This is a genomic window from Methanosarcina sp. (assembly GCF_028693135.1).
Taxonomy (GTDB): domain Archaea; phylum Halobacteriota; class Methanosarcinia; order Methanosarcinales; family Methanosarcinaceae; genus Methanosarcina.
In genome coordinates this window covers 21,511-46,978 of record NZ_JAQUVZ010000025.1, presented here as the reverse complement: position 1 = coordinate 46,978, position 25,468 = coordinate 21,511, and the positions used below count along the sequence as shown (strand labels likewise).

Below are 25,468 nucleotides of genomic sequence, written 5' to 3'. Positions count from 1 at the left end.
GCCATAAAGGAATACAGAAAGCAGTAAGAGAATCCTTTATTGGATCAAGTTGGCAGATGTGCCATGTACATCTGACAAGACAAGTTCTCAAGAAAGTGCCAAAAAAGAAGCAGAAAGAAGTGGCTGATAAGATAACAGAAGCATTAGTAGACCGTCAGAAGTTGAATGACCTGATTATGGAACTGGATAGTTTGGGGTATAAAAGCGCAGCTGATACCCTTGAAAGTTTTCAGTATGATGTAATGAACTATATGCAGTTTCCAGAAAAACACTGGAAAAAAATAAGGACAACAAATATGATGGAGAGGACCAACAAGGAACTCAAAAGAAGAATCAAGGTAGTTGGAGCATTTCCGAACCAAGATTCAGTATTGAGACTGGTAGTCTCAATACTCATTGATATAAATGAAGACTGGATTACAGGAAACAAGTATATAGTAATGGAACAGTAATCAAAAAAGAAGAGTAAGGGGTAGAGAGTAGATTTTACAGAAAATTAAGCACACTGCCCTTGCTTTAATAGGTTTTGTCGTCTATTTTGCATATTATAATAACAAAAAATCAGAATCTTCTCAATTTAATTCTTCACCTGGAAATGAGGGCACTACAAACAGGGAATATAATGATCCAAAAATATCATCCCCTAAAATGCGTTTTCCTTCGAAAGAACGTTTCCCACCAGGAGCTTATGAAGTCGAATCCTTCAGGCGGCTAGAAAACCTCAAAAATTATAAGTTAAATTCTAATGAATATCAGAAAAGTTATTTTGAGTCAAATCTACAATCTGAAAATGTTGAAAAAGGAGATCAATTCGAAAAATATGTTGTTGATAGATTTGACGATAGATTTTTTTCAATCGTAGAATGGACTACAGATATGAGCAGAAAGCACAACCGTTTTGTTGAGTCCGACTGCAACCCGGATCTGGTGATTAGAGACCGAAAGACAAATGAAATTTTTTGTGTTGAGTGCAAATATCGGTCTCATCTGGTAAATGGATATTTTGATTGGTCGTACCCTGAACAGATGAACAGATATTTTTCTTATGCTCATGAAAGAACAATTCCCTTTCATGTAGTATTGGGTTTTGGTGGAAGTCCGGATTCTCCATCAGAAGTGTTTTGCGTGCCCCTCGAAAAAGCCAAAAAGCCAAAAATTCCCGTAGGTACACTTCAGAAATACCGTCACAATCCAACAGAAGCTCTTCTCTGGGAAAATGGAATTCTAAGGTAACTCTTTTTACAAGAATTATCATTTTCTAAGAGCAATCAAGCTCTACTAACCCATTTTATGCCCTAAAAAGAGTTAATAATTACTTCACATGTGACAGGCAGGAAGCCCTGTTGCTTTAGCGCAGGGAGGAATGCCGTCAACTTTCTGGCATTCCGTTCCACGTTTGGATTTCTCCACTCTGCTTTGGAATCGAATTTCCGTAGCAGGTAACACGGTTTTGGAAAACCGTCTCCCTTCGCCAATGTTGGATATGCTTGTCAGGTGTAACACACCGCCCCTACCTCTCAGGACTTTTAATGCTACACGATAGAGCTACAAACTGAGGAAGCATTAGTATGTATCATGACATTTCCAACGTAGTCATTTAAGACTCAGGCTGGTCAACCAGGGCTTTTGCAAGCCCCACTTCTTGAGCGTGAGGTAGTTGACTCTTATATACAGAGATACCTTTATACATTCTACCGCACCTTTTACATTAAGTTTCTTATTGACAATAACCGATAAATGCCAGCGCAGCACCTAAAAGAGCTAAGGGAGGAATCAAGCGCAGAGACAGGGTTGGATGATGAGGAGGAATAAGCGAGCCGATGGACTTAAAAGTGAAGGGAGAGCAAAAAGAGCTAGATTTGAAGAAAAAATTAAAGGAAAACTAAAGGAAAATTAAAGGAAAACTAAAGAAAAAATAAAGGAAAAATTAGAGAGAATTAAAAAGGATTAAGGCGCTTCCTGCTTAGATTCGGGTGAAAATATGGAAAAATACGATTATAGTGAACTTGGGCTGAAAGCCGGACTTGAAATTCACCAGCAGCTGGATTCGAAGGAGAAACTGTTCTGCAGGTGTCCTACCCTGATAAGGGACATTGGGGATTCGGACTTTGAGTTTTTCAGGTATCTCAGAGCTACGGAAAGCGAGATGGGAGAAAAGGACAGGGCTGCGGTGGAGCAGACAAAGATCAGGAGAAAGTATATTTATAAGGCTTATGATACGACCTGCCTTATCGAAAATGATGAAGAGCCTCCAAGAGAACTCAATAAGGAAGCCCTGGACATTTCCCTGGGAGTTGCAAAGCTTTTCCGCATGAAGCCTGTCGACCAGATGCATGTAATGAGAAAGATCGTTGTGGACGGGTCAAATACCAGCGGCTTTCAGAGGACTGCAATTCTTGCAAGCGATGGATACATTGAAACTTCGGAAGGGTACTGTGGGATTGACAGCCTCTGTGTGGAAGAGGAAGCTGCCCAGAAAATAGAGGAAATAGGGGACTCAATAGTCTACTCCCTGGACAGGCTTGGGATTCCACTTGTCGAAATTGCAACTGCGCCTGATATCAAATCCCCGAGGCAAGCCCGTGAGGTTGCAGAGTATATAGGGATGGTTCTAAGGTCTACAGGGAAGGTGAAGAGAGGGCTTGGCACGATCAGGCAGGACGTTAACATCTCAATTGCCAGAGGCGCAAGAGTCGAAATCAAAGGAGTACAAGCCCTTGACCTCATAGAAGACATCGTCCGCAGGGAAGTTGAAAGGCAATTGAACCTGCTTTTTATCAGGCAGGAACTTCTTGAAAGAAATGCCTTTGTTTGCGAGGAGATCTATGATATTACAGGGCTTTTCATGGACACAAAGTCCAAAGTTCTGCAAAAAGGTGTAAAGAAAGGGGCAATACTTGCTGCCCTCCTGAAGAAATTCAACGGGCTTGTAGGCAGGGAAGTCCAGCCAGGTCGAAGGCTCGGGACTGAGTTTTCGGACAGGGCAAAGACCGCAGGTGTGGGAGGAATTTTCCACACAGACGAACTTCCCAACTACGGAATAACTGATATGGAAATACAGGCTGTCAGAAATGCTATTGGTGCAGGTCCTGAGGATGCTTTCGTCATGGTTGCAGACGAATCTGAAAAATCCAGGCTTGCAATTGAGGCAGTAATTATAAGGGCAAAAGAAGCCTTTGAGGGAATCCCTGAAGAGACCCGAAAAGCCCTTCCGGAAGGAAATTCTGCTTATATGCGCCCTCTTCCCGGCGCGGCAAGGATGTACCCTGAAACCGATGTTCCCCAGATCGAGATCTCACAGGAATATTTTGATTCCATAGAGTCTCCGGAACTCCTGACAGAAAGGGCAAAGCGGTTTGCTTCCGAAAGCGGCCTGAATAAAGAGCTTGCCGATAAAATGGCTTACTCAAGGTATCTGCCCCTCTTCGAGACCCTCCTGGAAACTTACAGGAAGGACGCAAATGTTAATTCAACCCTGATTGCCCGAACCCTTGTAGGAATCGTCCCTGAGATCAGAAGAAACGGGGTTGAGACCGAAAACCTCATAGATGAACACTTCAAAGGGCTTTTTGCAGCTATTTCAAATCAGGAAATTGCAAAAGAGGCTAGTCAGGACCTCCTGGCCGCCCTTGCAAAAGAGCCAGAACTGACAGTTCAGCAGGCGATTTCAAAGCTTGGCCTGAGCGCCTTTGACCCTGAGGAAGTCGAAAACTTCATAAAAAATATGGTAAGGGAAAGAGGAGATTTCATCAAAGACAAAGGCCCTGCTGCCCTTGGTCCTCTCATGGGCATTGTCATGAAGGAGTACAGAGGAACGGTTGACGGAAAGGTCCTGAACCATATGCTGAAAAAAGAGATAGATAACTTTATCAATCAGGGATAAAATCCCTGGCCTTTTTTCTGCATCTGTTTTTCCGTTATTCCATTTTCAGTTGTTTCTGTTCCTTTTATTTATGTCCAGTTATTCTTTTACCTCTACTTTTTAATTTTTGTTCTTGTTTTTTTGCCCATACCTTTTCGATCTTATTTCTTTCGCATCTTCCATTATTTATTCAAAAGAAAAAAAATTCTTTGTAGAAAATAGATCAAATAATCAGAAAATCCTGTGACAGTTTATGTATAAAGTTATTTGCGTAAGTTAACTTTTTATATTAATTAAAATACCTTCTTACTTACAGCATAAAAATTATATTGATAAGTATGCTCTAATGGTATTTCAAAATCATACATATCATAACACTTAATTCCTGTCTGCCGGGGTTGAGCTTGAAAAAGGGGATATAAGTATGAAATTATACCTTATCTCTGCATATCTCAGATTTATATCGAAACTACCAAAAATATAACTGAACAATAAAATCTTTTACCAGTACACGAGGAATGCGAAAGTTCCTTTGTTAATACTGCAAAATCATAACTTTACGGAGAAAACCCCCATGAAAGTACTGCTTGTAGACGACGATCCAGTATTCTTGGAGCTGTCAAAGACTTTCTTAGAAGTGTTCCACGACATAAACTCCGATACAGTGGAATCTGCAGGACAGGCTCTTGAGAAGTTAAATGAGCTCTCCTATGATGTAGTAGTTTCGGATTATGATATGCCTTATATGGATGGTATTTCATTTCTGAGAACTATCCGTGATAAGAGAATTAATATCCCTTTTATCCTGTTTACAGGAGCGGGCAAAGAAGAATTAATGAGCCAAGCTATCGAAAATGGCGCAGATTCCTTTATTCAGAAAAGAGGAGATCCTAAAGCTCAGTGCTCCGAACTTTCACAGCGGATCTGGCAGATTGTTAGATTAAATCAGGTTGATGAAGAGTATAAAGAAAGAATTTGAATCTCTGAAAGAAGCAGCTTTAGCTTATGTCATGTAATATGTATAAATAACCACATCTAATAATAACCACGTCTAATCACGCAATTTTAGTTAACCTTTTTTTAGTTAACCTTTTTTTAGTTAACCTTTTTTTTAGTTAACCATTTTTTAGTTAACCATTTTTAAATGAGGTTTTGTTATTTTCCACAAAATTCCTTATTTTCCAATAATATTTGATAATAAAGTTTATTCATCTCTGCTATTACTGTGGGCAAGTTTTTAGAAATAACAGTAGAATACTCTGAAATTATTTATGTTCAGCCGAAAACGTTTTCTGGATATATTTATGTGGTATTATACTCATTGTTTTAAGAGGGGATTTTGTGGTTCTGGAGTACAAATTGCTTATAGATGGGGAGTCGAAAGACTCGTCAACCGGAGAAACTTTTGATGATATCAATCCTGCTACTCTTGAAAACCTTGCTACGGTACAGGTAGCCGGAAAAGAGGATGTGGACAGGGCAGTTGAGTCTGCTGAGGAGGGGTTAAGAGTATGGAGCGAAGTTCCGGCTCCCAGAAGGGCTGAAGTGCTCTTCAGGGCGGCTCGCATCTTGCAGGAGAGAAAGGAAGATCTTGCCGTACTCATGACCGAAGAGATGGGAAAGGTGCTGCCCGAAACAAGGGGGGATGTACAGGAAGCAATAGACATTACCAATTATGCCGCAGGGGAAGGCAGGCGGATGTTTGGGGAGACAACAACTTCCGAACTCAAGGACAAGTTCTGCATGACCATGCTCAGGCCGATAGGAGTTGTGGGCATGATAACACCCTGGAACTTTCCTATTGCAATTCCCAGCTGGAAGATCATGCCAGCCCTTATTGCAGGAAATGCTATCGTGTTCAAGCCTTCAAGCGACACGCCCCTGCTTGCAATTAAACTTGTAGAAATCCTGATGGAAGCAGGCCTGCCTCCGGGAGTGGTAAACATTGTGCCAGGACCCGGAGGAAGCGTTGGAAAAGCCATCGTCCAGCACCCCCGAATAAAGGCAATTTCATTTACAGGAAGCCTTGAAACCGGAAAATGGATCATGGGGGAATGTGCAAAAACGATAAAGAGGGTTTCTCTGGAACTGGGAGGCAAAAACCCGGTAATTGTCATGGATGATGCCGACCTTGAACTTGCTCTTGAAGGTGTGCTCTGGGGGGCGTTCGGGACAACAGGCCAGCGCTGCACAGCTACAAGCAGGCTTATCCTGCACGAAAAAATAAAGGACGAGTTTATCTCAAGGCTGCTTGCAAAAACCAAATCTCTCAGAGTAGGAAACGGGCTTCTGCCTGAAACGGATATCGGGCCTGTAATTAATAAAGCCCAGCTTGAGAAAATTGAGAGGTACGTCAGGATAGGAAAAGAAGAAGGTGCAACTCTCCTCTGTGGAGGAAATGCTATAGATCCCGGGCTTCCGGGCTATTTTTTTGAACCGACTATCTTTACGGATGTCACGCCGGATATGAGAATTGCACAGGAAGAGATCTTCGGGCCTGTGCTCAGCATCATTATGGTTTCAGGGCTTGAGGAAGCAATTGAAGTTGCCAATAACACCAGATATGGGCTTTCTTCGGCAATTTACACCGAAAGCATTGGAAACGCCTTCAGGGCGATTAAAAAGATCGAAGCAGGGATCACATATGTCAATGCCCCTACAATAGGTGCCGAAGTCCATCTTCCTTTCGGGGGCGTAAAAGGGACCGGAAACGGATTCAGAGAAGCCGGGACAGAAGCTATCAAAGAATTCACAGAAGTAAAAGCCGTGTACGTAGACTACAGCGGTAGGCTGCAGAAAGCTCAGATAGATACGGAATAAAATATGGGAAGAGGGGGGAAGCATTCTGGATAACGATAAACCGGAAAGGCTTGAAAAATGGAAAAATTTGGAAAAAACAGAACGATCAGAGGACGCGATGAGGAAGCTGGAAACAGAAATTGACTTTTTCGAACAGGAAAATGGATTGAGTGATGTGGTTGGCCCAAAAGCCAGAGAGATCATAGGGCAGGACTGCAATGTAATATCTGCATGTGTAGCCCGCCCCTATCCCCTGGTTGTTGACAGAGCAAATGGTTCCATAATCAAAGACATAGACGGAAAGGAATACATAGATTTCATTGCAGGGATTGCTGTCATGAATGCAGGCTACTCAAATACTGAGGTTAAAGCCGCCATCTCAGCCCAGCTGGAGAAAATGGTCCACTGCGGATACGGGGACTTTTTTGCCGAGCCTCCATTAAAGCTTGCAAAAAAACTACGGGAACTTTCAGGCTACTCAAAGGTCTTTTATTGCAACAGCGGCACCGAAGCTGTAGAAGCTGCAATGAAACTTGCTCTCTGGAAGACGAAGCGCCAGAACTTTATTTCTTTTTATAACGCTTTCCACGGCCGAACCCTGGGTGCTCTTTCCCTGACCTGCTCAAAACTCAGGCAAAAGGAACATTTCCCTACCATTCGTACAGTGCACACCCCCTATGCTTACTGTTACCGCTGTCCCATTAATCTCGAATATCCTTCCTGCGGAGTCGAGTGTGCAAAGCAGATTGAAAACCTCATTTTCCGGAAAGAACTGAGCCCCGAGGACACTGCTGCCGTTTTTATTGAGCCAATCCAGGGAGAAGGAGGCTATATAGTCCCGCCCCCGGAGTTTCACAAGGAAGTAAGAAAAATCTGCACGGATAATGACGTTCTCCTTGTAGCCGATGAAGTCCAGACGGGCTGTTTCAGGACAGGCCCCTTCCTTGCCATGGAAAACTTTGAGGTGAGGCCTGACATTACCTGTCTTGCAAAAGCCCTTGGCTCAGGCCTCCCTATAGGCGCAATGCTTGCAGACAGAGACCTTATGGACTGGCCTCCCGGCGTCCATTCAAACACCTTCGGCGGAAATCTCCTATCTTCAGCTGCAGCTCTCGCTTCCCTTGAATTTCTGGAAAAGGAAAACATAGAAAACCATGTCAGAGAAATGGGAGCGCATATCCGGCAGCGCCTCAGGGAGCTGCAGGAGAATTTCCCCTGCATAGGAGACGTTCGTGGCCTCGGCCTTATGATAGGGGCAGAAATCGTAAAATCCGACAAATCCATAGACCCTAACCGAAGAGACAGGATCGTCAGGGAAGCATTTAAAGAAGGAGTCCTGCTCCTCCCCTGCGGAGACTCCGTAATCCGCTTCTCTCCACCCCTCGTCATGACCGATGAAGAGGCTGATCTCGGGCTCGATAAATTAGAAAAAGCGCTGAGGAGAACGGTGAGGTAAAGGTAGAATAAAAGTGCAATATATGACTTTTATCTAATCCCATCGGCGGAAAAAATTCTGATAAGAATAGACCGGAGCAGATTGAATGGCTATCTCCGGTCTTTCTGTCACCGTGCGCAGCACGGGCCTTTTCCAAAAAAGAATCTACAGAGATGAAGAATATAAACCAGGGTATCGTAGGAAGCGTATTTTATCTCCCTGAAAATTAGATCAGTTTATGGTACCCACGCTGAAAACACATTAAAAACCATCGGAAAAGATCTTCCTGAAAAAGCTTGTTTTGAGTTTAGACAGTTTTTATATTTTCTAAAGGTGCCGCGCCTATACAATGCGTTTTTTGTAAGAAAACACTGTACTAATTAGTGGTAACTGTAAACCCTGGGATTGAATAATTTTATGGTATCAGCTGAGAAAACAGAATCCATAATATCAATAAGTTGTGCATGAATCTTATAATTCTGCGAAAATCCCTGCCCAGTCTATAAAAAAGACCACAAAGTTGATATGTCTTTTATCAATACTTTAAATAACATACAAAATTTTATTCATAAGACGGGCCAAATGGAAACTTGACCATATTAATAAAAAAATTAAGTTCTTTTTATGGGAGGGGGTTGAAAATGGGAGTTGAATGAAAAAAATTAAGAAGTCATTTGGAATAAATTAGGTGGAATTGTGGCTTAATCATACTTTGATATGAGAAGCGTGCGTTGAATAGATGAATAATATGAAAGTGATTATATGAATGATTCACAGGATATTGGAAAATTGATTCAAAATTTGAACAGCGAAATAGCATCAATCCGAAAAGGTGCATTAGGTTCGCTCATTTCCATGGGAGAAAACGGCATATATCTTTTAATCAATGCATTGGAGGATGATCATTACATTATGGTACATTCTGAGATAACTGAGGCTCTGGGGTCCATTGGAAAACCTGCAATCCAGCCTATCCTGGAATCTTTTAATGAAAGTGATGCTAACATCCAGTGGGGTTTAATCAAAGCACTCAGTGCTATAGGCGAGCCTGCTATTGAACCACTCACTGAAATGTTAAAACTTGAGGATGATGTGAAAGCATCTAATGCTGCAAGGACGCTTGGCCTGATGGTAAATTATCAAGCAGTAAAGCCTCTTATAGCAATTTTAAGGGACAGTACAAATTATCATGTAAGGGCATGTGCAGCAGAGGCCCTTGGAAAAATAGGGGATCCTGAATCTATCGATGTATTAATTGAATCTCTGAATGATGACGATATATATGTTCGAAAATGCGCGGCAGTTGCACTTGGAAAGATTGGAAATAAAAAAGCGGTTTTTCCCCTTATGGACCTTTTGAAAGACAAGGATTATAAGGTCAGGGCATCGGCTGCAGAGGCACTTGGTAAAATCGGGGATAGAAGGGCAGTTGCACCTATGATAGAGGTGCTGGATTCACGTGGAGGAGGTTTCTATTTTTCTGCACATGAAGTCATAATGTCAGCTATTTTGAAATTCAGAACTAAAAGGACCGTTGAACTGCTTATTGAAGCATTTAAAGCGGAAAATCTTGCCATCAAGGAGCCTGCTTCTCAAATCCTTTCCAAGATGGGTAATTTAGCATTCGCACCTCTTATCAATGCACTGTACGATGACGATGTTGAGACCAGATATTACGCTGCTCAAAGCCTGGCTCAGATGGGAGACAAAAAGGCAATCGTACCGCTCAAAAGGTTAGCAAAGGATGAAAATGAAGACCCGGATGTTAGGAGAGTTGCAAAAAGCGCCCTTGCCAGCATAACGCAAAGCGACTGAGCAATATTGAAAACTATCGAGCTACAAAATGAGATCCGGAAAAAGGAGGTAAAAGTATGGAATGGGAATTAGGAATTGAAAGGAAAAGGATTGATCTGAGTATCAAAAATGAGCAGTTTAAACTGGAAACTCCTGATACATTGATACAGTTCAAATTGGAATGGTTTGTTGCTGGTCAAATGATCAATCAATTCAGAGCCATCCTGGTACCACCTTTCATACAGAAAGAGACATTGGTAGAAGATATAGATGGAAAAAACCTGATGATGGATTTTGTGATGTCTGCCAATGATAACTGGGTTATGAACATGATCTATGGAGATAAACAGTTCTACGCTGAACTATCAAGAAATGACCTTGGCAGAATTGCGTATGTGTTAGATAGTTATTTAAACAGTTAATCCATTCCAACTAATATAACTTATTTCATATTTATATTGGCGATCACAATTTCAAAAACACTGACTGGTAAAGTGGTGGGCTATAGGAGTATTTATTATGGAATCCAGGGGACTTAATGAAGGTCAATCCAAAGCCGTTGGTTATACCGATGGTCCGCTGCTAATACTTGCAGGACCGGGGTCTGGCAAAACACTGACTATTACTGAAAAAGTTGTCAATCTTACTAAAAATGGGATATCCCCTGCCAGGATCCTGGCATTAACTTTCTCGGAAAAAGCCGCAGGAGAGATGCAGGAAAGAATCGAAAAAGAAATTGGGGCAGAAAGCAATATTACTGTTTCTACATTCCACTCATACTGCAATGAACTCATCAGGGAATTTTTCCTTTATGCTGGAATAAACCATAATGTAAGGCTGATTTCTAAAGAGCATTCCCACGTCTGGGGAATCATCAATATAGACTCTTTTGGCTTTGAAAACATCGCAATTCCTTCAAACCATTATGATCTTATAACCAGTTTGCTTGAAGGCGTATCCCAGATGCGGGACCACCTTGTATCTCCTTCTGACCTGCAGGATTATATTGATAATAAATTGGCATCGGAACCTGATATTGATGAGGAGCAAAAAAGTGAATTGTTAATTCTCAGCGACCTTGCCAAATTCTTCGAACATTACCAGCAGTACAAGGCAGATAATAACTTCATCGATTATGATGACATGATAAATATCGCCTGCGATCTCCTGGCAGAGAATGAAGTGATAAGAAAACAGGTAAGCAAGCGTTACGATTACGTTCTGGTCGATGAATTCCAGGATACGAATTATGCCCAGCTTTACCTTATAAACCTGATTGCTGATGGAAATAACCTGACCTGTGTTGCGGATGACGACCAGTGCATATACAGGTTCAGGGGGGCATATATTTCCAATATCAGGCAACTTCAGGAATACTATGAGTCCCTGGAAAAGGTCCCTCTTGAAGTTAATTACAGGTCCACTTCACAGATCGTTGAAATATCCCAGCAGCTCATAAAGCACAATCCGGAGAGACAGGAAAAGAACCTTGTCTCCCATAACGGGGACGGGGACAGGGTAAAGGTTGTAAAGACCCCTGATGATATCAGTGAAGCCGAATGGGTGGCGGATGAGGTAAACAGGCTTGTGAATGAAGAGGGGCTTGAGCCAAACGACATTTACATACTTACCCGAAAAAGGGCGGACGGGAAGAAATTCAACGATGCTCTGAAGAGCAAAATGATCCCTGTTGAGTATGTTGGCAGCCTGAAACTGCCGAGTTTTCCTATAATCCAGGAAGCTCTGGCTTACATAAGTGTAGTTGCGGACCCATTCAACAACGGGATTGCCTTTGCGAAGCTCTTTTCAAGGGAAGGTTTGACCGAACATAACCTCCAGAAGATAAATATCCTTGCCCGCAAGCTCAGCAGGAAGCATGAGCTGGAAGGCGACGGGATATACTCTGTTCTTACCGATCATCTTGATGAGATCGACATCACGCAGAAAAGCCTTGTCCAATCAATACTGGCGAGAATAGAGGAGATGCTGGCCTTTAAGAAGAAACATCTTCCGTCCGATACCGTGAAGTATTTACTGCTGGAAAAAACGGACCTCTACCGTTCCCAGCTGCATGAGGACACGGCAAAGTCCAGAAAGAACATCAAAATCCTTAACTCGCTTGTAGAGATGGTGGAAGACCTTGAACTCGTCGATGGGGGCTCTGAGTTTGAGACCGCTATGGAACACGTAGGGCTTGTTTTCGGGCTTGACATAGAGGACGGAGAGTCCAGTGAAGAGAATACGGTCAAGGTCATGACCATACACCAGTCCAAGGGCAAAGAAGCAAAAGCCGTTTTTGTCTGCGATGTGGCTGCAAGGCACCTCCCCCTGAATTACATGAAAAAGCCTTTTACGGTACCTTCAGGGCTTGCAAAAGGCGTTCAGAGTGACGAAGAGGAGAAAGTGCTGCACCTTGAAGAGGAAAGGAGGCTCACCTATGTCGCAATGACCCGCGCAAAGGAACATCTGTACCTTGTCTTCCCGGAGATATACGCCGGAAACAAGACAAGTTCGAAGCCCAGCGAATTCCTGAACCAGATCAACTACCTGTCCAACCCCCTTGTTGAGTATATAGAGACCGAAGCCTCCGGCGCAAAAGAAGAGCTTGCAATGGAATCTCCCCTGAAGGTCAAGAGGGATGAGTACCAGCGGCTGGTCAACATGTACACCAGGCAGGGTCAGATCAAAGAAGCTCTGGAATCCCTTGTAGTGCTCGCACAGCTTAAGGAGGTCGAACTCAATGGAAATCTTGCCACCTTCGACCTGGCTGACCTGCTAAGAGTAAACCCCAGGGAACCCCAGGAAATAGAAAACCTGATCGTCAACCGCGTCCCTCCCCTCGTTGACCCTGATATGTCCTTTTCCGCCTCCAAAATCAAGGAATACCTGGACTGTCCTTTGAAGTTCAAATACAATTCCGTTCTCAACATCCCGACTCCCCAGAAGACCTACTTCCAGGTAGGAACCGGTGTCCACTCGGTATACGAACAGCTCTCCAAACTCAAGATGCAGGGCAACCCCATAGACCTCAACCTCGCCCACAAAATGCTTGACGACTCCTGGGACGGCACAACCTTCGCCTCGGACACCCAGGAACAGCAGGAACTCGGCAAAATGAAACAGATGCTGGAGTTCTGGCTCAACCTTGAAAAAACCTGCAAAAACGAAACCATAGAAGTCGAAGAACGTTTCGACCTCACCCTCGACGGCGCCCAATTCGGAGGATTCATCGACCGCCTCGACAAAACCCCTGACGACGAATACATCGTTATCGACTACAAGACCGGAAAAACCCCCACCAGCAAAAAAAAGCTCAAAGAAGATGTCCAGATCGCCCTCTACTGCCTCGCCGTAAAAGAAAAACACGGCAAACTCCCAACCCAGGCAGGTCACCTCTACGTAAACCCCGAAGTTAAAGAACTCCGCCTCGTGGATATTTCTGAGAAAGATGTGGAAGCCGTGGTTGTGAGGATCAAGAAGGCGGTTGCGGATATAATGAAGGAGGACTTTGAGATCAAGGAAGAGCCTAATTGTTATTTCTGCGATTATAAGGGGATATGTGGGTGGTGCAATAAATAATTCTAAATATGAGAAGTTGGAGATTACTTCCTAAATAATTTTTGTTTTAATGTCTTCAAATTCATTGAATCGTTAGAGGGTATATTGATGTCAACTGAGATAAAAACAATTAAAGATGTCATTAAATGCGTATTAGTGGAAGCTGGCGGAGTGCCACTTCATTATGAGGATATTAGGGAAATAATAAACCAAAGAGGTCTTTATAAAAAGAATATAGAAAAAATTACTTCAATAAAAACGACACTTAGTCGCGATTCCGATTTTGAGTTAGTTGGAGAAGGTAAATACAAACTCAAAAATCACATAGTACAAGATAATCTAGTTAAAAATTTTCTTCATGAGGCTTGTACTTTTGCTTTTGATGTAAATACTCAAATAGACAAATTATACCAATCCTTTCAAATCTGGGGATCTAAAAAACCGGAATTTAGTAACATAAGTAAAGATGATTTTATTCGTTATTTAAGTAAAGAGGGCATAGACATATTCAAAATAGATCCAAACGCAAACAACTTTAACTGTCTACCAGGTACATATGCAGATGCTCCAATTGATGAGAACGGTTTTACAACTGTTGCTTCTAGAATTTTTCCAAAATCAATCTTTAATGGGGATTTTATATCCTCAAATGAATTAGAGGCTAATTCTTCCTTCTCAAAAATAAGTTCAGTTATTGAAAGGAACGTAATTGATAACCAGATGGGGTATTGGAAAGAATCTAGAGTTAAAATATCCATCACTGGAAATTTACGTGACAAAATATTAGAGGAAGGAGATTGTCACACTTTTTGTCGCGGAATTTCAATAGTTAATAACCTTTTAAATGATTGGCATCATGAACCTTTTGCTTTGGATTACTTACATCGTTTTGATTATAGAAGAGATTTGAAAGTAATTTTCGGTACCAAAGAGGAGGTTATCGAGCACCGGAAAAAATTTAAAAATACAAATTCTGATGCTTTACTTTCAGAAATAAATAAGTTAAAGTTGGAGCTTATAAATCAAATCTCTTCTGAAGAAATGTATAATAATATAAACGAAATTCAGATGTTGTTTAATAAACTCAGAAGGAAATGCACAAGAGATCAAATTAGCGGAAGATATGCTTTTTACAGACCTATTAAGTGTAAAGTAGCGATTGATACATATCCAGTTTTTTTACTTGATAAAGAATATGACGTTATAAACAATCAAGAAATGGGCGGCTACGGATGCCATATACACAATGAAACTTATTCTTTTGAATCAGATTTTATAATGATGCCGTATGATCTTGAAGATTCATCGGATTTAGTATTTAGCCCAAAGTTCTATCAAGCTCTTTACCACGAACTTTATCATTTTATAGTTTATGATAGATACAGAGCCAGTGAAAAGATAAATGAAGGTTTTCCTGAACTTTATTCTGAAATATGTTACAAGAAGTTTCTGCACGATTTTATTTCTACAAAGGTTAATGACCACGAAATTGATGAATTCTTTGAAGAATACATGCGATTCCAGTATGAAGGCTCCTATAAGCCATATTATGATTTTGTCAAAGATAAAATGGTTAATATCTTACAACTTAATGAAGATCAAACAAGATCATATGAAACATTCTGTGAATTTATATCGAGGCTAATTAATAGTGACCAAGAAGTGTTTAGGGAATCTAATCCAAAATATATGAATGAAAGAGATATAATATTAGATTGTAAAGAGCAGACTCCGAAAGGGGACGAGATCTTTGAACAAACGCTAAGGCAATTTGAAAAATATTACTGAAACCCAAGTTTGACAGTCAAAATTAATATCAGTGTTCTTGGTTATGTTAACTGTCAAATCGGCTTTCCGACTAAAAAATGAAAACATTGGGTTAAAATAGAAGACAGTCTCTTTATAAACTGGTTGAATTTGTCAAATTTGGGCTTTATTGTTTAAGAATTGCCGGCGTAACAATATTTTGTTATACGGCGATTGATCTTCTTTTTAAAGAATACTTCATAACTTATTGATCTCCCTTTCTCAAGAAACAGCCCAAAATTATTCCTCAATAACCAGACTCCATATTCTTTTTAATGGCAACTCTGCCTTCAACTCATCATCAAACCGTTCGTAATACTTAAAAATCTCTTGAAGTATGTTCCCCTGATCCCATAATCTTATCGTGAAGAATGCATCCTTTGCTTCCTGTTTTGCTTCAGAATTAAAGCCTCCCCAAGAAACAAACAATCCCTGGTCAGCTCTTACTTTTGACATCACACCTTGAAGTTCTCTCAATACCTGAACACTTGCAGGCACATTTGACGATTTTACCTGGATGCAGATTCTTGGTCTGTCGAAACCCAAAGGACCTGGAGCAGCAAGGATGTCAATACCTCCATCTTTACCTGGAGGGGAGACTCTTGTAACGTAACCCTGGGCTTTAAGTATCGCATCAATCAGCCTTGCAAGACCATGACCTTTGAACTTAGCTTCGATATATTTTACAATTTGATCCTGGGAATATTCTTCTATATCGATGGTCTCTTCCTGGAGCTCTTCACCTGCTTCTTCTCTCTCAATTTGCTTTGTGTTTCCATGTAACAATTTCAAGACACGTTCTTTGGCACCATTTCTTTGGATCTTGCACACGGTCATGAAGGCTCCAAAAGAGTAGAGCAGGTCCTGGTCAAAAGCAGATCTTGGAAGCGTTTTCAACCATTTAACACGTCTGATGTGTTTGACATTATTAGACAGTTCTTTGTATTCGTAATCCCCAACAACCTCACCCAGAGCTATAGACGATTCTGTTTTAAGCGGAAGAGCAACCAGATCGCCTTTCTTAATGTCGTGGATAAATCTCCAGATCTGCCCTATTTCATTACCAGCCTTATTCTTACTGGCACCTGGATACTCTTTTCTGTAGATTTCGGTCAGGTCCTCTTTTCTTTTTAAGTTTGAAAAACCTGAAAACTCATTCCAGCCGATGGTGATCACGTTTTCTTCTATGGCTACCTGTTCCTGTTCACCATGTCCGCCTGCTCTTACCAGCCAAAGACTCATTTTGTATGCCTCTTATTGAAAAGTTAAATCACTGTTGACAGTTTTATGAATTTAGTGTTGATATAAATATTGGTAGTGAGGAAGAGTTACTGAAAATCGTATTCATGAAGATGAACTCAATTCTACACGAACGCAAGAAAGGTGTTAATCTTGTCAGATTTGATCAATTCCTCACTCTCCACTAAGTAAATATTCTCAATACAAAATCATAAGTTCTAAATATAACAACAAAGTCATACTGTAAATATTAATTCAAAAGGTATTTCGAATCGTAATATCCAAATTCAATTTATAGAAAAATAAGTGTCTGTAAAGTAAACATGCATATTTTCGTATCTTAGTATAACAAAATAAGGTACCAAGCTGATTAACAAAAAATAATTCCTGTGTATAAGATCTTCTGGCAATGGAAATGTACTTATTAAAATAACCAATGGTTTCCCTAAGCAAAAAACAACAAAGTATGTGTAAATATGGATCGATCTAAAATTAGCACTTTATCCCGCTTTGGATTTCGGTTTGAGAAAGGCGGCGTACATACTTCCCGCACAATGATGTTGGAAGATCTAAAGCTTTTACTATCCTATGTTAGCAGTCCGTCTGCTTCCAAAATTGATTATATCAAAGCTATTGAGGAAGACAATTGCCTCAGTAAACGCTCCGGAAAAACAAGAAAGCTTACAGGTCAACACCTTGTAGAACTATATTCACTCGACTCTTCAATTACTATTTTTCGAGCCCTCAGGTATTTCTGGGAGCGAGATACCGATGGTCAACCCCTTCTGGCTTTAATATGTGCATACTCACGAGATGCGCTTCTTAGGATGAGTGCACCTTTCATTATGCAGCATAAGGAAGGAGAAACAGTCAATCGTGAAACCTTGGAAGTATATATTGAAAAAAAATTTCCTGACCGTTTCAGCAAAGCAACCCTGAAATCGCTGGCTCAGAACCTTAATTCCACATGGACAAAGTCCGGTCATCTTATAGGAAAAGCAAAGAAGGTACGCTCCAGAGCCAGTGCAACTCCAGGATCTGTTTCTTACGCTCTATTTCTTGGATATCTAACCGGAGTTCGAGGAGAAGAGCTGTTCAGGACAGAGTATGCCTGTCTTCTTGATTGCTCTATAAACCGTTCTATTGAGCTGGCTGAAGAGGCATCTCGTCGCGGATGGATAGTATTCAAGCGGATAGGAGATGTTATGGAAGTTTTATTCCCAAATCTTCTTACAGAGCAGGAAAGGGAGTGGATTCGTGAGCAAAATTAAGCGACTTGTACAATCATACAGCAGTCGTATTGCAATCCCATGGAGGAGTGATGCAGCTGCGGCTCAGCGTGTCATTTTTTGTGTATATAATGAAAGTGACGAACTTCGCTTGAGGGCATCTATTGACGAGTTTCAAATTGAGACCAGTAAGTTAGATCATGGATGGGCCTTATTTGATCTAACAGATACCTTTGCTGATTGGCTTTCTAAACAGCGTTATGCAAAAAAATACTTTCAGCAGCCCCATCTTCTTAATGGACTGATGCATCGGTATCTTGTCTATATTAAGCAGGAGTTTGAGAAGTTCCTTGAGACTAATGCGGTAACTGAAGGATCAGTAGTAGCTTTAATGGGTGTTGGCTCACTTTTCGATTTTTTAAAGGTAAAAGCTGTTGTGGAAGAGCTCGCTCCACTTGTTGAAGGCAGGCTGTTGGTTTTCTTCCCAGGGAGCTACGAAAACAACAATTACCGTCTACTCGATGGATATGACGGATGGAACTACCTTGCAGTATCAATTACTGCAGACAAGGAATTTTGATAAAATATTTCAACAAAATCTTTGAAATAGCTTAATGTATTACAAATTTTATTTTTGTCTTTCTTTGTTTACTATTAAATGATTGTTTATCTGAAAAATGAAAACCATAGTGTAGAATTTAAGTTACTTTAGTTCAAACTTATTATTGATACAGCTTACAAAATACTCAAAGGTAAAGACAAATCAATCAAATTATCAAATACTCAATTTGATATTGAGAAATAGAGAGAGTTCATGGAAGTCCTCAGGGGGATTATAGATGAAAAATAGGGAAATATACCAGAAAGATCCGGCCAGTATAAAGCTCGTAAACGAGGGTGTAGCGTCCGTAAATGATGACAAGACCCGCCAGGCTATGGAGGTGCTCCGTTACGAGCTGGATACCTTTGTTTGTGATGGACAGTATCAAAAGGGTTTAGAGCATATTCTGGAGACTTACCTGAAAAATATCAATGAAGCACAGCAACCAGGAGTTTGGGTCAGTGGTTTCTATGGATCAGGGAAGTCTCACCTGGTAAAAATGCTTCGCTCTCTGTGGATAGATGTGACTTTTGAGGATAGGGCTACTGCACGCGGTATTGCCGATCTCCCTAAGAACATAAATGACCTGCTAAAAGAACTCAGTACCCAAGCAAAGAGGTATGGTGGACTTCATGCAGCTTCCGGAACCTTAGGAGCAGGTTCAAGTGAAAGCGTCCGGTTGGCACTTCTCCGAATCGTCTTTAAGTCAGTTGATCTCCCCGAGCAGTACCCTATGGCCCGCTTTGTTATGTGGCTGAAGAATGAAGAGATCTATGAGACGGTACGTGGGTATGTGGAGCAAAATGGGTACGATTGGGATGAGGAACTGGACAATTTATATGTGGCTGAAGGTCTTCATGCGGCGCTCATAGAATCCAAGCCCAATTTATTCGCATCAACTGAGACCTGCGCAGAAATTCTCAAGAATCTTTTTCCTTATGTCAAGGACATCAGTAGCGATGACATGATCAAAGCTATCCGTCAAGCTCTGACAAATGAGGGAAAGTTCCCGCTTACTCTTATTATACTTGATGAGGTTCAGCAGTATATAAGCGAAAGCAGTCAGCGTTCTATGGATGTTCAGGAAGCTGTAGAAGCCTGCTGTAAGAACATTGGTGGCAAGCTTCTTTTCATCGGGACTGGGCAAACAGCCGTAACCGGAACTTCAAACCTGAAAAAGCTGGAAGGCAGGTTTACGGTTCGTGTTGAACTTTCAGATTCCGATGTAGATGCTGTCATCCGCAAGGTTATTTTGGCCAAGAAGCCCCAAGCCATTTCTACGATTGAGCAAGTGATGCAAACCAATCTGGGGGAAATCTCCAGGCATCTTGCGGGGACAACTATTGGGCACCGAGAGGAGGATATTCAGTATTTTTCCCAGGACTATCCAATCCTTCCGGTTCGGCGCCGCTTCTGGGAAAACACCTTGAGAGTGCTCGACCAGACAGGTACAGACAGTCAGCTTCGTAACCAGCTTAGCATAGCCCACAAAGTCATCCAGACCCAGCTTGATGATGCACTGGGACATGTTGTCACGGCTGATTATCTCTACTTTGATTCTGCTGACAAGTTGCTGACATCTCGGGGCATCCCCCCGAAGGTGCATGCGAAAACAATGAGCTGGATTGAGGGCTCTGAGGATGAACGGCTTATGGCCAGAGCCTGTGGTTTAGTTTTCTTTATCAATAGGCTTGCTGGAAGTAATAAAGAAATTGGAATCAAGGCAACTATTGATACTCTTGCGGATTTGATGGTGGAGGATCTCTCTCAGGGCAGCAGTTACTTGAGGAGTAAGCTGCCAGGTCTTCTGAACAAATGTGAATTATTGATAAGAGTAGGGGATGAATACCGCATTCAGACCGAAGAGAGTGCTGCTTGGAATGATGAATTCTTAAGTCAGAGGAGCCAGCTAGCAAATGAGGCTACTCGTATCGATATGGAGCGTGATGGTCGTATTCGCAGTAAGTTCGGTGATATTTTCAAAAAGATTTCTCTTATACAAGGTGTCTCTAAGGTCCCACGTAATATTTCTCCAATATTTGATACGCAGTTGCCTCCAGACAGCAACGAGAAAATATGTGTCTGGATCCATGATGGTTGGGGACCAGAAGACGAAAGATCCGTCCGTGTAGATGCACTGCAGGCGGGCAACGAGTCTCCTACTGTTTTCGTTTTTATCCCTAAACTCTCAGCTGACGATTTGCGTCACCATCTCATGGATTACAAGGCTGCCAGCTCCACTTTAGATAAGAAAGGTGTACCCAATACACCCGAAGGAACCGAAGCTCGTGCTGCTATGGAAACCACAAAGCAGAACGCTGAAGGCAAGATAAACGAACTACTGAATGAAGCTTTCTCTGGAACCCGTGTATTTCAAGCTGGAGGGAACGAGATCCTTGGAAGCGACCTGCAGAGTATGATACTTGAAGCCGCTACAAATTCCCTCCAGCGCCTCTACCCTCAGTTTCAAATTGCTGACCACACTGGATGGCAAAAGGTATATGACCGAGCCAAACAGGGTTCACCGGATGCTCTCAAAGCAGTGGGTTACGAAGGTGAACCGGCTACGAATTCGGTATGTAAGGCTATTATGGGATTTATTGCAGGAGGCAAGAAAGGTGTAGATATCCGCAGCAATTTTGAAAACAAAACCTTCGGGTGGTCGAGGGACGCCGTAGATGGTGGAATCCAAGTGCTTCTAGTAGCAGGCCTCATAAGGGCACAGGACGAACGCGGGCAGAGTATTGATCACAGGGAATTGGAACGAAAAGCCATAGGCAAAGTCATGTTCAAAGTAGAATCGTCCACGGTGACAACTCTTCAGAGGATTCAGGTCCGCAAACTCCTTCAAAAGCTGGGCTGCCAGGTCAAACAGGGCGAAGAACCAGCAGTTATTCCTGAATTTCTTCAGAATATGAAGGATTTAGCCAACAGTGCCGGGGGTGAAGCTCCCAGGCCTGAACGACCGAACATATCATCACTGGACGAGATTCGCCTGACCGTCGGAAACGAACAGATTCTTTCTTTATATAATCGTAAAGATGAACTCACACAAGCTATCGACTCTTGGAATAACCTGGCTGAGCGTATCGAGGGACGCTGGCCTTCCTGGATAAGTCTCCAGGAACTACTTCGGCACGCTGGAGAAATGAAAGCTGCCAAGGAAGCACGTCAACAGGCTGAAACCATAGAACATCAACGCCTGTTACTGGCTGACCCAGACCTGATTCAAACTCTTGTTAAGTCTCTTGAAGATGCTTTACGCAAGGAGTTGATGGCTCAACAAAAGCGCTATGCAGATGAACTGGACAAACAGAAACAACAGCTTGAAGCAGATTCCTCTTGGAAGGAACTTCCTAAGGATGAATGCGAGCAACTGCTGGTTAAGTGTGATATTACAGATGCCCCGGAAATTACTGTTGGCACACACGATGAACTTTTGAAGGCACTGAAAAAGTACCCGATTAATTCTTGGAGCGATCGGATTGATGCCCTAAGCAACCGGTTTTCCAGAGCAAGAGAACTGGCAGCCAAATCACTTGAGCCGAAAACGCAGACTATCGATCTCCCACGCCGCACCTTCAAAACCGAACATGATATTGAGGCATGGATTCAGGAAGTAAAAGAACAGATCAAGACAGCCCTGGGCAAGGGACCAGTTGTGATTCGGTAATTGATTAGGGGGATTTGAGAATGCAGCCTCTTGAAAAAACATTGAGAAACAAACTCGAAAGAACAGTAAAGGAAGCCAGGGATATTGCCGAAGCCGCTGCTCGGGCATCACTGGAGCAGCTTGGTGTTGGTGAAGCTTCTCCTTTTCCTTATCTTACTGAAGATCAGAAGGAACTTCGCCGTAAACTGCGTGCCCACGGCCGCCAGTTGGGTGATCAGCGGGACCCTAAGGCAGAAACACAGGAAATCGAACGTCTCGTTGAAGAAGTAGCTTACGAACATTGGCACCGTATGCTCTTTGCCCGATTCTTGGCAGAGAATAATCTGCTCATGTATCCCGATCCAGTTGATCCGGTGGCTGTAACCCTCGAAGAATGTGAAGACCTAGCAGCTGATGAAGGTGCAAAGAACGGTTGGGAACTGGCTTCCCGTTACGCTGCCCGGATGCTTCCACAGATCTTCCGACCAGATTCACCTGTATTTCAGCTCATATTGCCACCAGAACATCAGCAGAAGTTGGAAAGGTTACTGGCAAACCTTCCTTCCGAGGTATTCACTGCTTCCGATTCCATGGGCTGGGTTTACCAGTTCTGGCAGGCTAAGAAGAAAGATGAAGTCAATAAATCTGAGGTAAAAATAGGCGCTCGGGAACTGCCTGCTGTCACACAGCTCTTCACAGAACCATATATGGTTAGCTTTCTTTTGGATAATTCGCTCGGAGCCTGGTGGGCAGCACGTCAATTGACCGAGGAAGACTTTAAAACTGCAACCAGTGAAGAGGGACTTCGGCAAAAAGCGTCTTTATCTGGTGTGCCATTGGAGTATCTGCGTTTCGTCAAAATAGAGGACGGTTTATGGGCACCTGCTGCAGGGACTTTTGATGGATGGCCTGAAAATCTCAGTGAACTTAAGACCCTCGATCCCTGCTGTGGATCAGGCCACTTCCTTGTGGCTGCTTTCCTTATGCTTGTGCCCATAAGGATGGAAATGGAGGGATTGTCAGCCCAGGAAGCTGTGGATGCAGTCTTGCGTGATAACCTTCATGGATTGGAGATTGACCAACGCTGCGTGGAACTGGCAGCCTTTGCCCTTGCCCTTACCGCCTGGCGTTACCCCGGAGCTGGAGGATATCGCACTATTCCGGAACTTCATATGGCATGTTCGGGACTTTCCATAAGCACCAAAAAGGAAGAATGGCTGGAACTCGCAGGCGACAACAATAACCTGCGGATGGGCCTTGAAGAATTGTACAAACAGTTTAAAAACGCCCCCGTCCTGGGAAGTTTGATTAACCCAGAGGCTAGCCTTTTCAGGGGTACACTCATAGAAATGAAATGGGAAGAGCTTGCACCCCTTCTTAGCAGAGTACTCTCTGGAGAGAAAGACGACGAAAAAACGGAAATGGGAGTGGTAGCTCAGGGAGTTGTGAAAGCGGCAATCCTTCTAGCCGGAAAATACCACTGGGTAGTCACCAATGTACCTTACTTATTCCGTGGCAAGCAGAGCGACCTTCTCAAGGATTACTGCGAAGAAAAATATCCAGCAGCAAGGAACGACCTGGCCACCGTTTTCCTCGCCCGCTGCCTAGAATACTGTACCAGAGGCGGCAGCACTTCCATAGTCCTGCCTCAGAACTGGTTTTTCTTAAACAGCTACAAGAAGTTCCGCATAGAACTGCTGAAAGAAGATACTTGGAATCTGATTGCCCGATTGGGGTCAGGGGCCTTTGAAACTATTTCAGGTGAAGTGGTAAAAGCTATTCTCATCAGCATCAGTCGGGGCAATATTACTCCCTCCATGATTTCTAGCCTCGATGCAGCCGAACCTCGCCAGCCTGCCGAAAAGGCAGAAACGCTTCGAAATTGGGACATTAGGCGAGTTGAACAGGCAAAACAGTTGGAGAATCCAGATTCAAGAGTGGTGTTAGATAAGTTAGATTCTGAAACACTTCTCTCTCGATATTCAGATTGTTTTGCAGGTGTACTTAATGGAGACTCTCCCCGATTTCAAAAAAAGTTTTGGGAAATAATTGAGTATGGTGAACTCTGGGTTTTTCAACAGACTACTGTTGGGGAAAACAAACAATTTGGTGGTCAAGAGCTTGTGTTATTTTATGATCTGAAAGAAGGTCATATAAGAGAAGATGCTTGGATCCGTCGAGAAAAATTGCATGATAGTGATCAGCGGGGAAATAGAGCTTGGGGTAAATGGGGTATTGCTATAAGCCAAATGAGAATATTACCTGTTTCCCTTTATACTGGTGCGACATTTGATTCCAATATTGCAGTAATATACCCAGCAGACCAAAGCTTAGTTTTGCCCATCTGGGCTTATTGCCAAAGCTATGAATATAATGAAGCAGTGCGGCAGATTGATCAAAGCCTAAAAGTAACCAATGCTACACTTGTCAAAGTTCCCTTCGACCTCGACCACTGGACAAAAGTAGCCGCCGAAAAATACCCACACGGCCTGCCTAAACCCTACTCCGAAGACCCAACCCAATGGATCTTCCACGGCCATCCGGCCAAGAGTGGTGAACCTTTACAGGTAGCTGTAGCCCGTCTTCTTGGCTACCGCTGGCCCGCCGAGCTGGATGCGGATATGGAACTCTCCGATGAAGCTAGAGCTTGGGTTAAAAAATGCGACGATCTTTTTTCCTACGCTGATGAAGATGGAATTGTCTGCATCCCGCCGGTTCGGGGAGAGACTTCAGCTGCTGATCAGCTCTTAAACTTGCTAGCCGCCGCATATGGTGATTCATGGAGCAATGACAAGCTCTCGAAATTGCTAAAACAAGCAGATCATGCGGATAAACCATTGGAAACCTGGCTACGGGAGAAGTTCTTTACCCAGCATTGTAAGATTTTCCAGCATCGTCCATTTATCTGGCATATATGGGACGGATTAAGAGATGGTTTTGCAGCATTAGTTAACTACCACAAATTGGACAAAAAATTGCTTGAAACACTGATTTACACCTACTTAGGAGACTGGATCAGCCGCCAGAAACAGGATATAGCAAATGGTGTTGATGGTTCACAAGAGAAGCTTGATGCAGCTGAAAACCTAAAGAAAAAACTTGAACTTATCCTTGAAGGTGAAGCTCCCTATGATATTTTTGTCCGCTGGAAACCTATTGAAAAGCAGCCCATAGGCTGGGACCCTGACCTCAATGATGGAGTACGCATGAACATTCGGCCTTTTATGAGCGTGACTGATGTAGGAAAGAAAGGTGCAGGCGTTCTCAAAGAAAAGCCTAACATCAACTGGAATAAAGATAGAGGAAAGGATGTTGAATCCGCTCCTTGGTATAATCCCGACCCTCAAAAGCATCCTAGCTATAAAGGCAAAGAAGGAGATAGAATCAATGACTATCATCTGAGTCTGCAACAAAAGAGAGAGGCAAGGGAGGCAGCGAAATGATCAAATCCGTAAATAAAGATTCTATTTCTCAACTAGATCAGATGCTAAAC

Annotated in this window: 15 protein-coding genes; 14 read left to right on the top strand and 1 reads right to left on the bottom strand. The window is 42.6% G+C overall.

The window, feature by feature from the left end:
* The 10 genes from PHF18_RS11675 to PHF18_RS11630 form a co-directional block, all read left to right on the top strand.
* The coding region (locus tag PHF18_RS11675; RefSeq protein WP_300102957.1) for a transposase at positions 1–452 on the top strand (452 nt) is incomplete at its 5' end.
* Between the two features lie 196 nt (positions 453–648).
* Complete coding sequence (locus PHF18_RS11670) at positions 649–1,233, top strand: hypothetical protein (protein ID WP_300102955.1); 585 nt, start codon at positions 649–651, stop codon at positions 1,231–1,233.
* A gap of 748 nt (positions 1,234–1,981) precedes the next feature.
* Complete coding sequence (gene gatE, locus PHF18_RS11665; protein WP_300102952.1) at positions 1,982–3,883, top strand: Glu-tRNA(Gln) amidotransferase subunit GatE; 1,902 nt, start codon at positions 1,982–1,984, stop codon at positions 3,881–3,883.
* A gap of 553 nt (positions 3,884–4,436) precedes the next feature.
* Positions 4,437–4,841 (top strand): response regulator, encoded by a 405-nt coding sequence (locus PHF18_RS11660; RefSeq protein WP_300102949.1) that lies wholly within the window; start codon positions 4,437–4,439, stop codon positions 4,839–4,841.
* A 362-nt stretch (positions 4,842–5,203) separates the two neighbouring features.
* Complete coding sequence (locus tag PHF18_RS11655) at positions 5,204–6,682, top strand: aldehyde dehydrogenase family protein (protein ID WP_300102946.1); 1,479 nt, start codon at positions 5,204–5,206, stop codon at positions 6,680–6,682.
* 97 nt (positions 6,683–6,779) lie between these two features.
* A complete protein-coding gene (locus PHF18_RS11650; protein WP_300102943.1) occupies positions 6,780–8,117 on the top strand; it encodes an aspartate aminotransferase family protein in 1,338 nt (445 codons plus the stop codon).
* A 741-nt stretch (positions 8,118–8,858) separates the two neighbouring features.
* On the top strand, positions 8,859–9,911 hold the full coding sequence (locus tag PHF18_RS11645; RefSeq protein ID WP_300102940.1) for a HEAT repeat domain-containing protein: 1,053 nt from the start codon (positions 8,859–8,861) through the stop codon (positions 9,909–9,911).
* A gap of 56 nt (positions 9,912–9,967) precedes the next feature.
* Positions 9,968–10,312 carry a hypothetical protein gene (locus PHF18_RS11640; RefSeq protein WP_300102937.1) on the top strand — a complete coding sequence of 115 codons (345 nt, stop codon included), beginning with the start codon at positions 9,968–9,970 and terminating at the stop codon, positions 10,310–10,312.
* A gap of 97 nt (positions 10,313–10,409) precedes the next feature.
* Positions 10,410–13,469: an ATP-dependent DNA helicase gene (locus PHF18_RS11635; RefSeq protein ID WP_300102934.1), complete on the top strand. Its 3,060-nt coding sequence runs from the start codon at positions 10,410–10,412 to the stop codon at positions 13,467–13,469.
* An 87-nt stretch (positions 13,470–13,556) separates the two neighbouring features.
* Positions 13,557–15,236 (top strand): HTH domain-containing protein, encoded by a 1,680-nt coding sequence (locus PHF18_RS11630; RefSeq protein WP_300102931.1) that lies wholly within the window; start codon positions 13,557–13,559, stop codon positions 15,234–15,236.
* 258 nt (positions 15,237–15,494) lie between these two features.
* On the opposite strand, the gene PHF18_RS11625 is transcribed toward PHF18_RS11630, so the two are convergent.
* On the bottom strand, positions 15,495–16,496 hold the full coding sequence (locus tag PHF18_RS11625; protein ID WP_300102928.1) for a restriction endonuclease: 1,002 nt from the start codon (positions 16,494–16,496) through the stop codon (positions 15,495–15,497).
* A 473-nt stretch (positions 16,497–16,969) separates the two neighbouring features.
* Here PHF18_RS11625 and PHF18_RS11620 point away from each other — a divergent pair, with 473 nt between their 5' ends.
* The 4 genes from PHF18_RS11620 to PHF18_RS11605 all read left to right on the top strand — a co-directional run bounded on the left by PHF18_RS11620 (position 16,970) and on the right by PHF18_RS11605 (position 25,418).
* A complete protein-coding gene (locus tag PHF18_RS11620) occupies positions 16,970–17,764 on the top strand; it encodes a hypothetical protein (RefSeq protein WP_300102926.1) in 795 nt (264 codons plus the stop codon).
* Positions 17,751–18,302, top strand: a complete 552-nt coding sequence (locus PHF18_RS11615) for a BREX protein BrxB domain-containing protein (protein ID WP_300102923.1) — start codon at positions 17,751–17,753, stop codon at positions 18,300–18,302. Before PHF18_RS11620 ends, PHF18_RS11615 begins: the two co-directional genes overlap by 14 nt.
* A 259-nt stretch (positions 18,303–18,561) precedes the next feature.
* A complete protein-coding gene (gene brxC / locus PHF18_RS11610; RefSeq protein WP_300102921.1) occupies positions 18,562–21,996 on the top strand; it encodes a BREX system P-loop protein BrxC in 3,435 nt (1,144 codons plus the stop codon).
* Positions 21,997–22,016: 20 nt separating this feature from the next.
* On the top strand, positions 22,017–25,418 hold the full coding sequence (locus PHF18_RS11605) for a DNA methyltransferase (protein ID WP_300102918.1): 3,402 nt from the start codon (positions 22,017–22,019) through the stop codon (positions 25,416–25,418).
* The last annotated feature ends 50 nt before the right edge of the window (positions 25,419–25,468 follow it).

What these genes read in the sequence shown, in the direction of transcription:
- PHF18_RS11660 (WP_300102949.1), top strand. Translation starts at nt 4,437, where the DNA reads ATGAAAGTACTGCTTGTAGACGACGATCCAGTATTCTTGGAGCTGTCA.
- PHF18_RS11630 (WP_300102931.1), top strand. Translation starts at nt 13,557, where the DNA reads ATGTCAACTGAGATAAAAACAATTAAAGATGTCATTAAATGCGTATTA.
- PHF18_RS11620 (WP_300102926.1), top strand. Translation starts at nt 16,970, where the DNA reads ATGGATCGATCTAAAATTAGCACTTTATCCCGCTTTGGATTTCGGTTT.
- PHF18_RS11645 (WP_300102940.1), top strand. Translation starts at nt 8,859, where the DNA reads ATGAATGATTCACAGGATATTGGAAAATTGATTCAAAATTTGAACAGC.
- PHF18_RS11640 (WP_300102937.1), top strand. Translation starts at nt 9,968, where the DNA reads ATGGAATGGGAATTAGGAATTGAAAGGAAAAGGATTGATCTGAGTATC.
- brxC (WP_300102921.1), top strand. Translation starts at nt 18,562, where the DNA reads ATGAAAAATAGGGAAATATACCAGAAAGATCCGGCCAGTATAAAGCTC.
- PHF18_RS11635 (WP_300102934.1), top strand. Translation starts at nt 10,410, where the DNA reads ATGGAATCCAGGGGACTTAATGAAGGTCAATCCAAAGCCGTTGGTTAT.
- PHF18_RS11670 (WP_300102955.1), top strand. Translation starts at nt 649, where the DNA reads ATGCGTTTTCCTTCGAAAGAACGTTTCCCACCAGGAGCTTATGAAGTC.
- gatE (WP_300102952.1), top strand. Translation starts at nt 1,982, where the DNA reads ATGGAAAAATACGATTATAGTGAACTTGGGCTGAAAGCCGGACTTGAA.
- PHF18_RS11605 (WP_300102918.1), top strand. Translation starts at nt 22,017, where the DNA reads ATGCAGCCTCTTGAAAAAACATTGAGAAACAAACTCGAAAGAACAGTA.
- PHF18_RS11625 (WP_300102928.1), bottom strand. Translation starts at nt 16,496, where the DNA reads ATGAGTCTTTGGCTGGTAAGAGCAGGCGGACATGGTGAACAGGAACAG.
- PHF18_RS11650 (WP_300102943.1), top strand. Translation starts at nt 6,780, where the DNA reads ATGAGGAAGCTGGAAACAGAAATTGACTTTTTCGAACAGGAAAATGGA.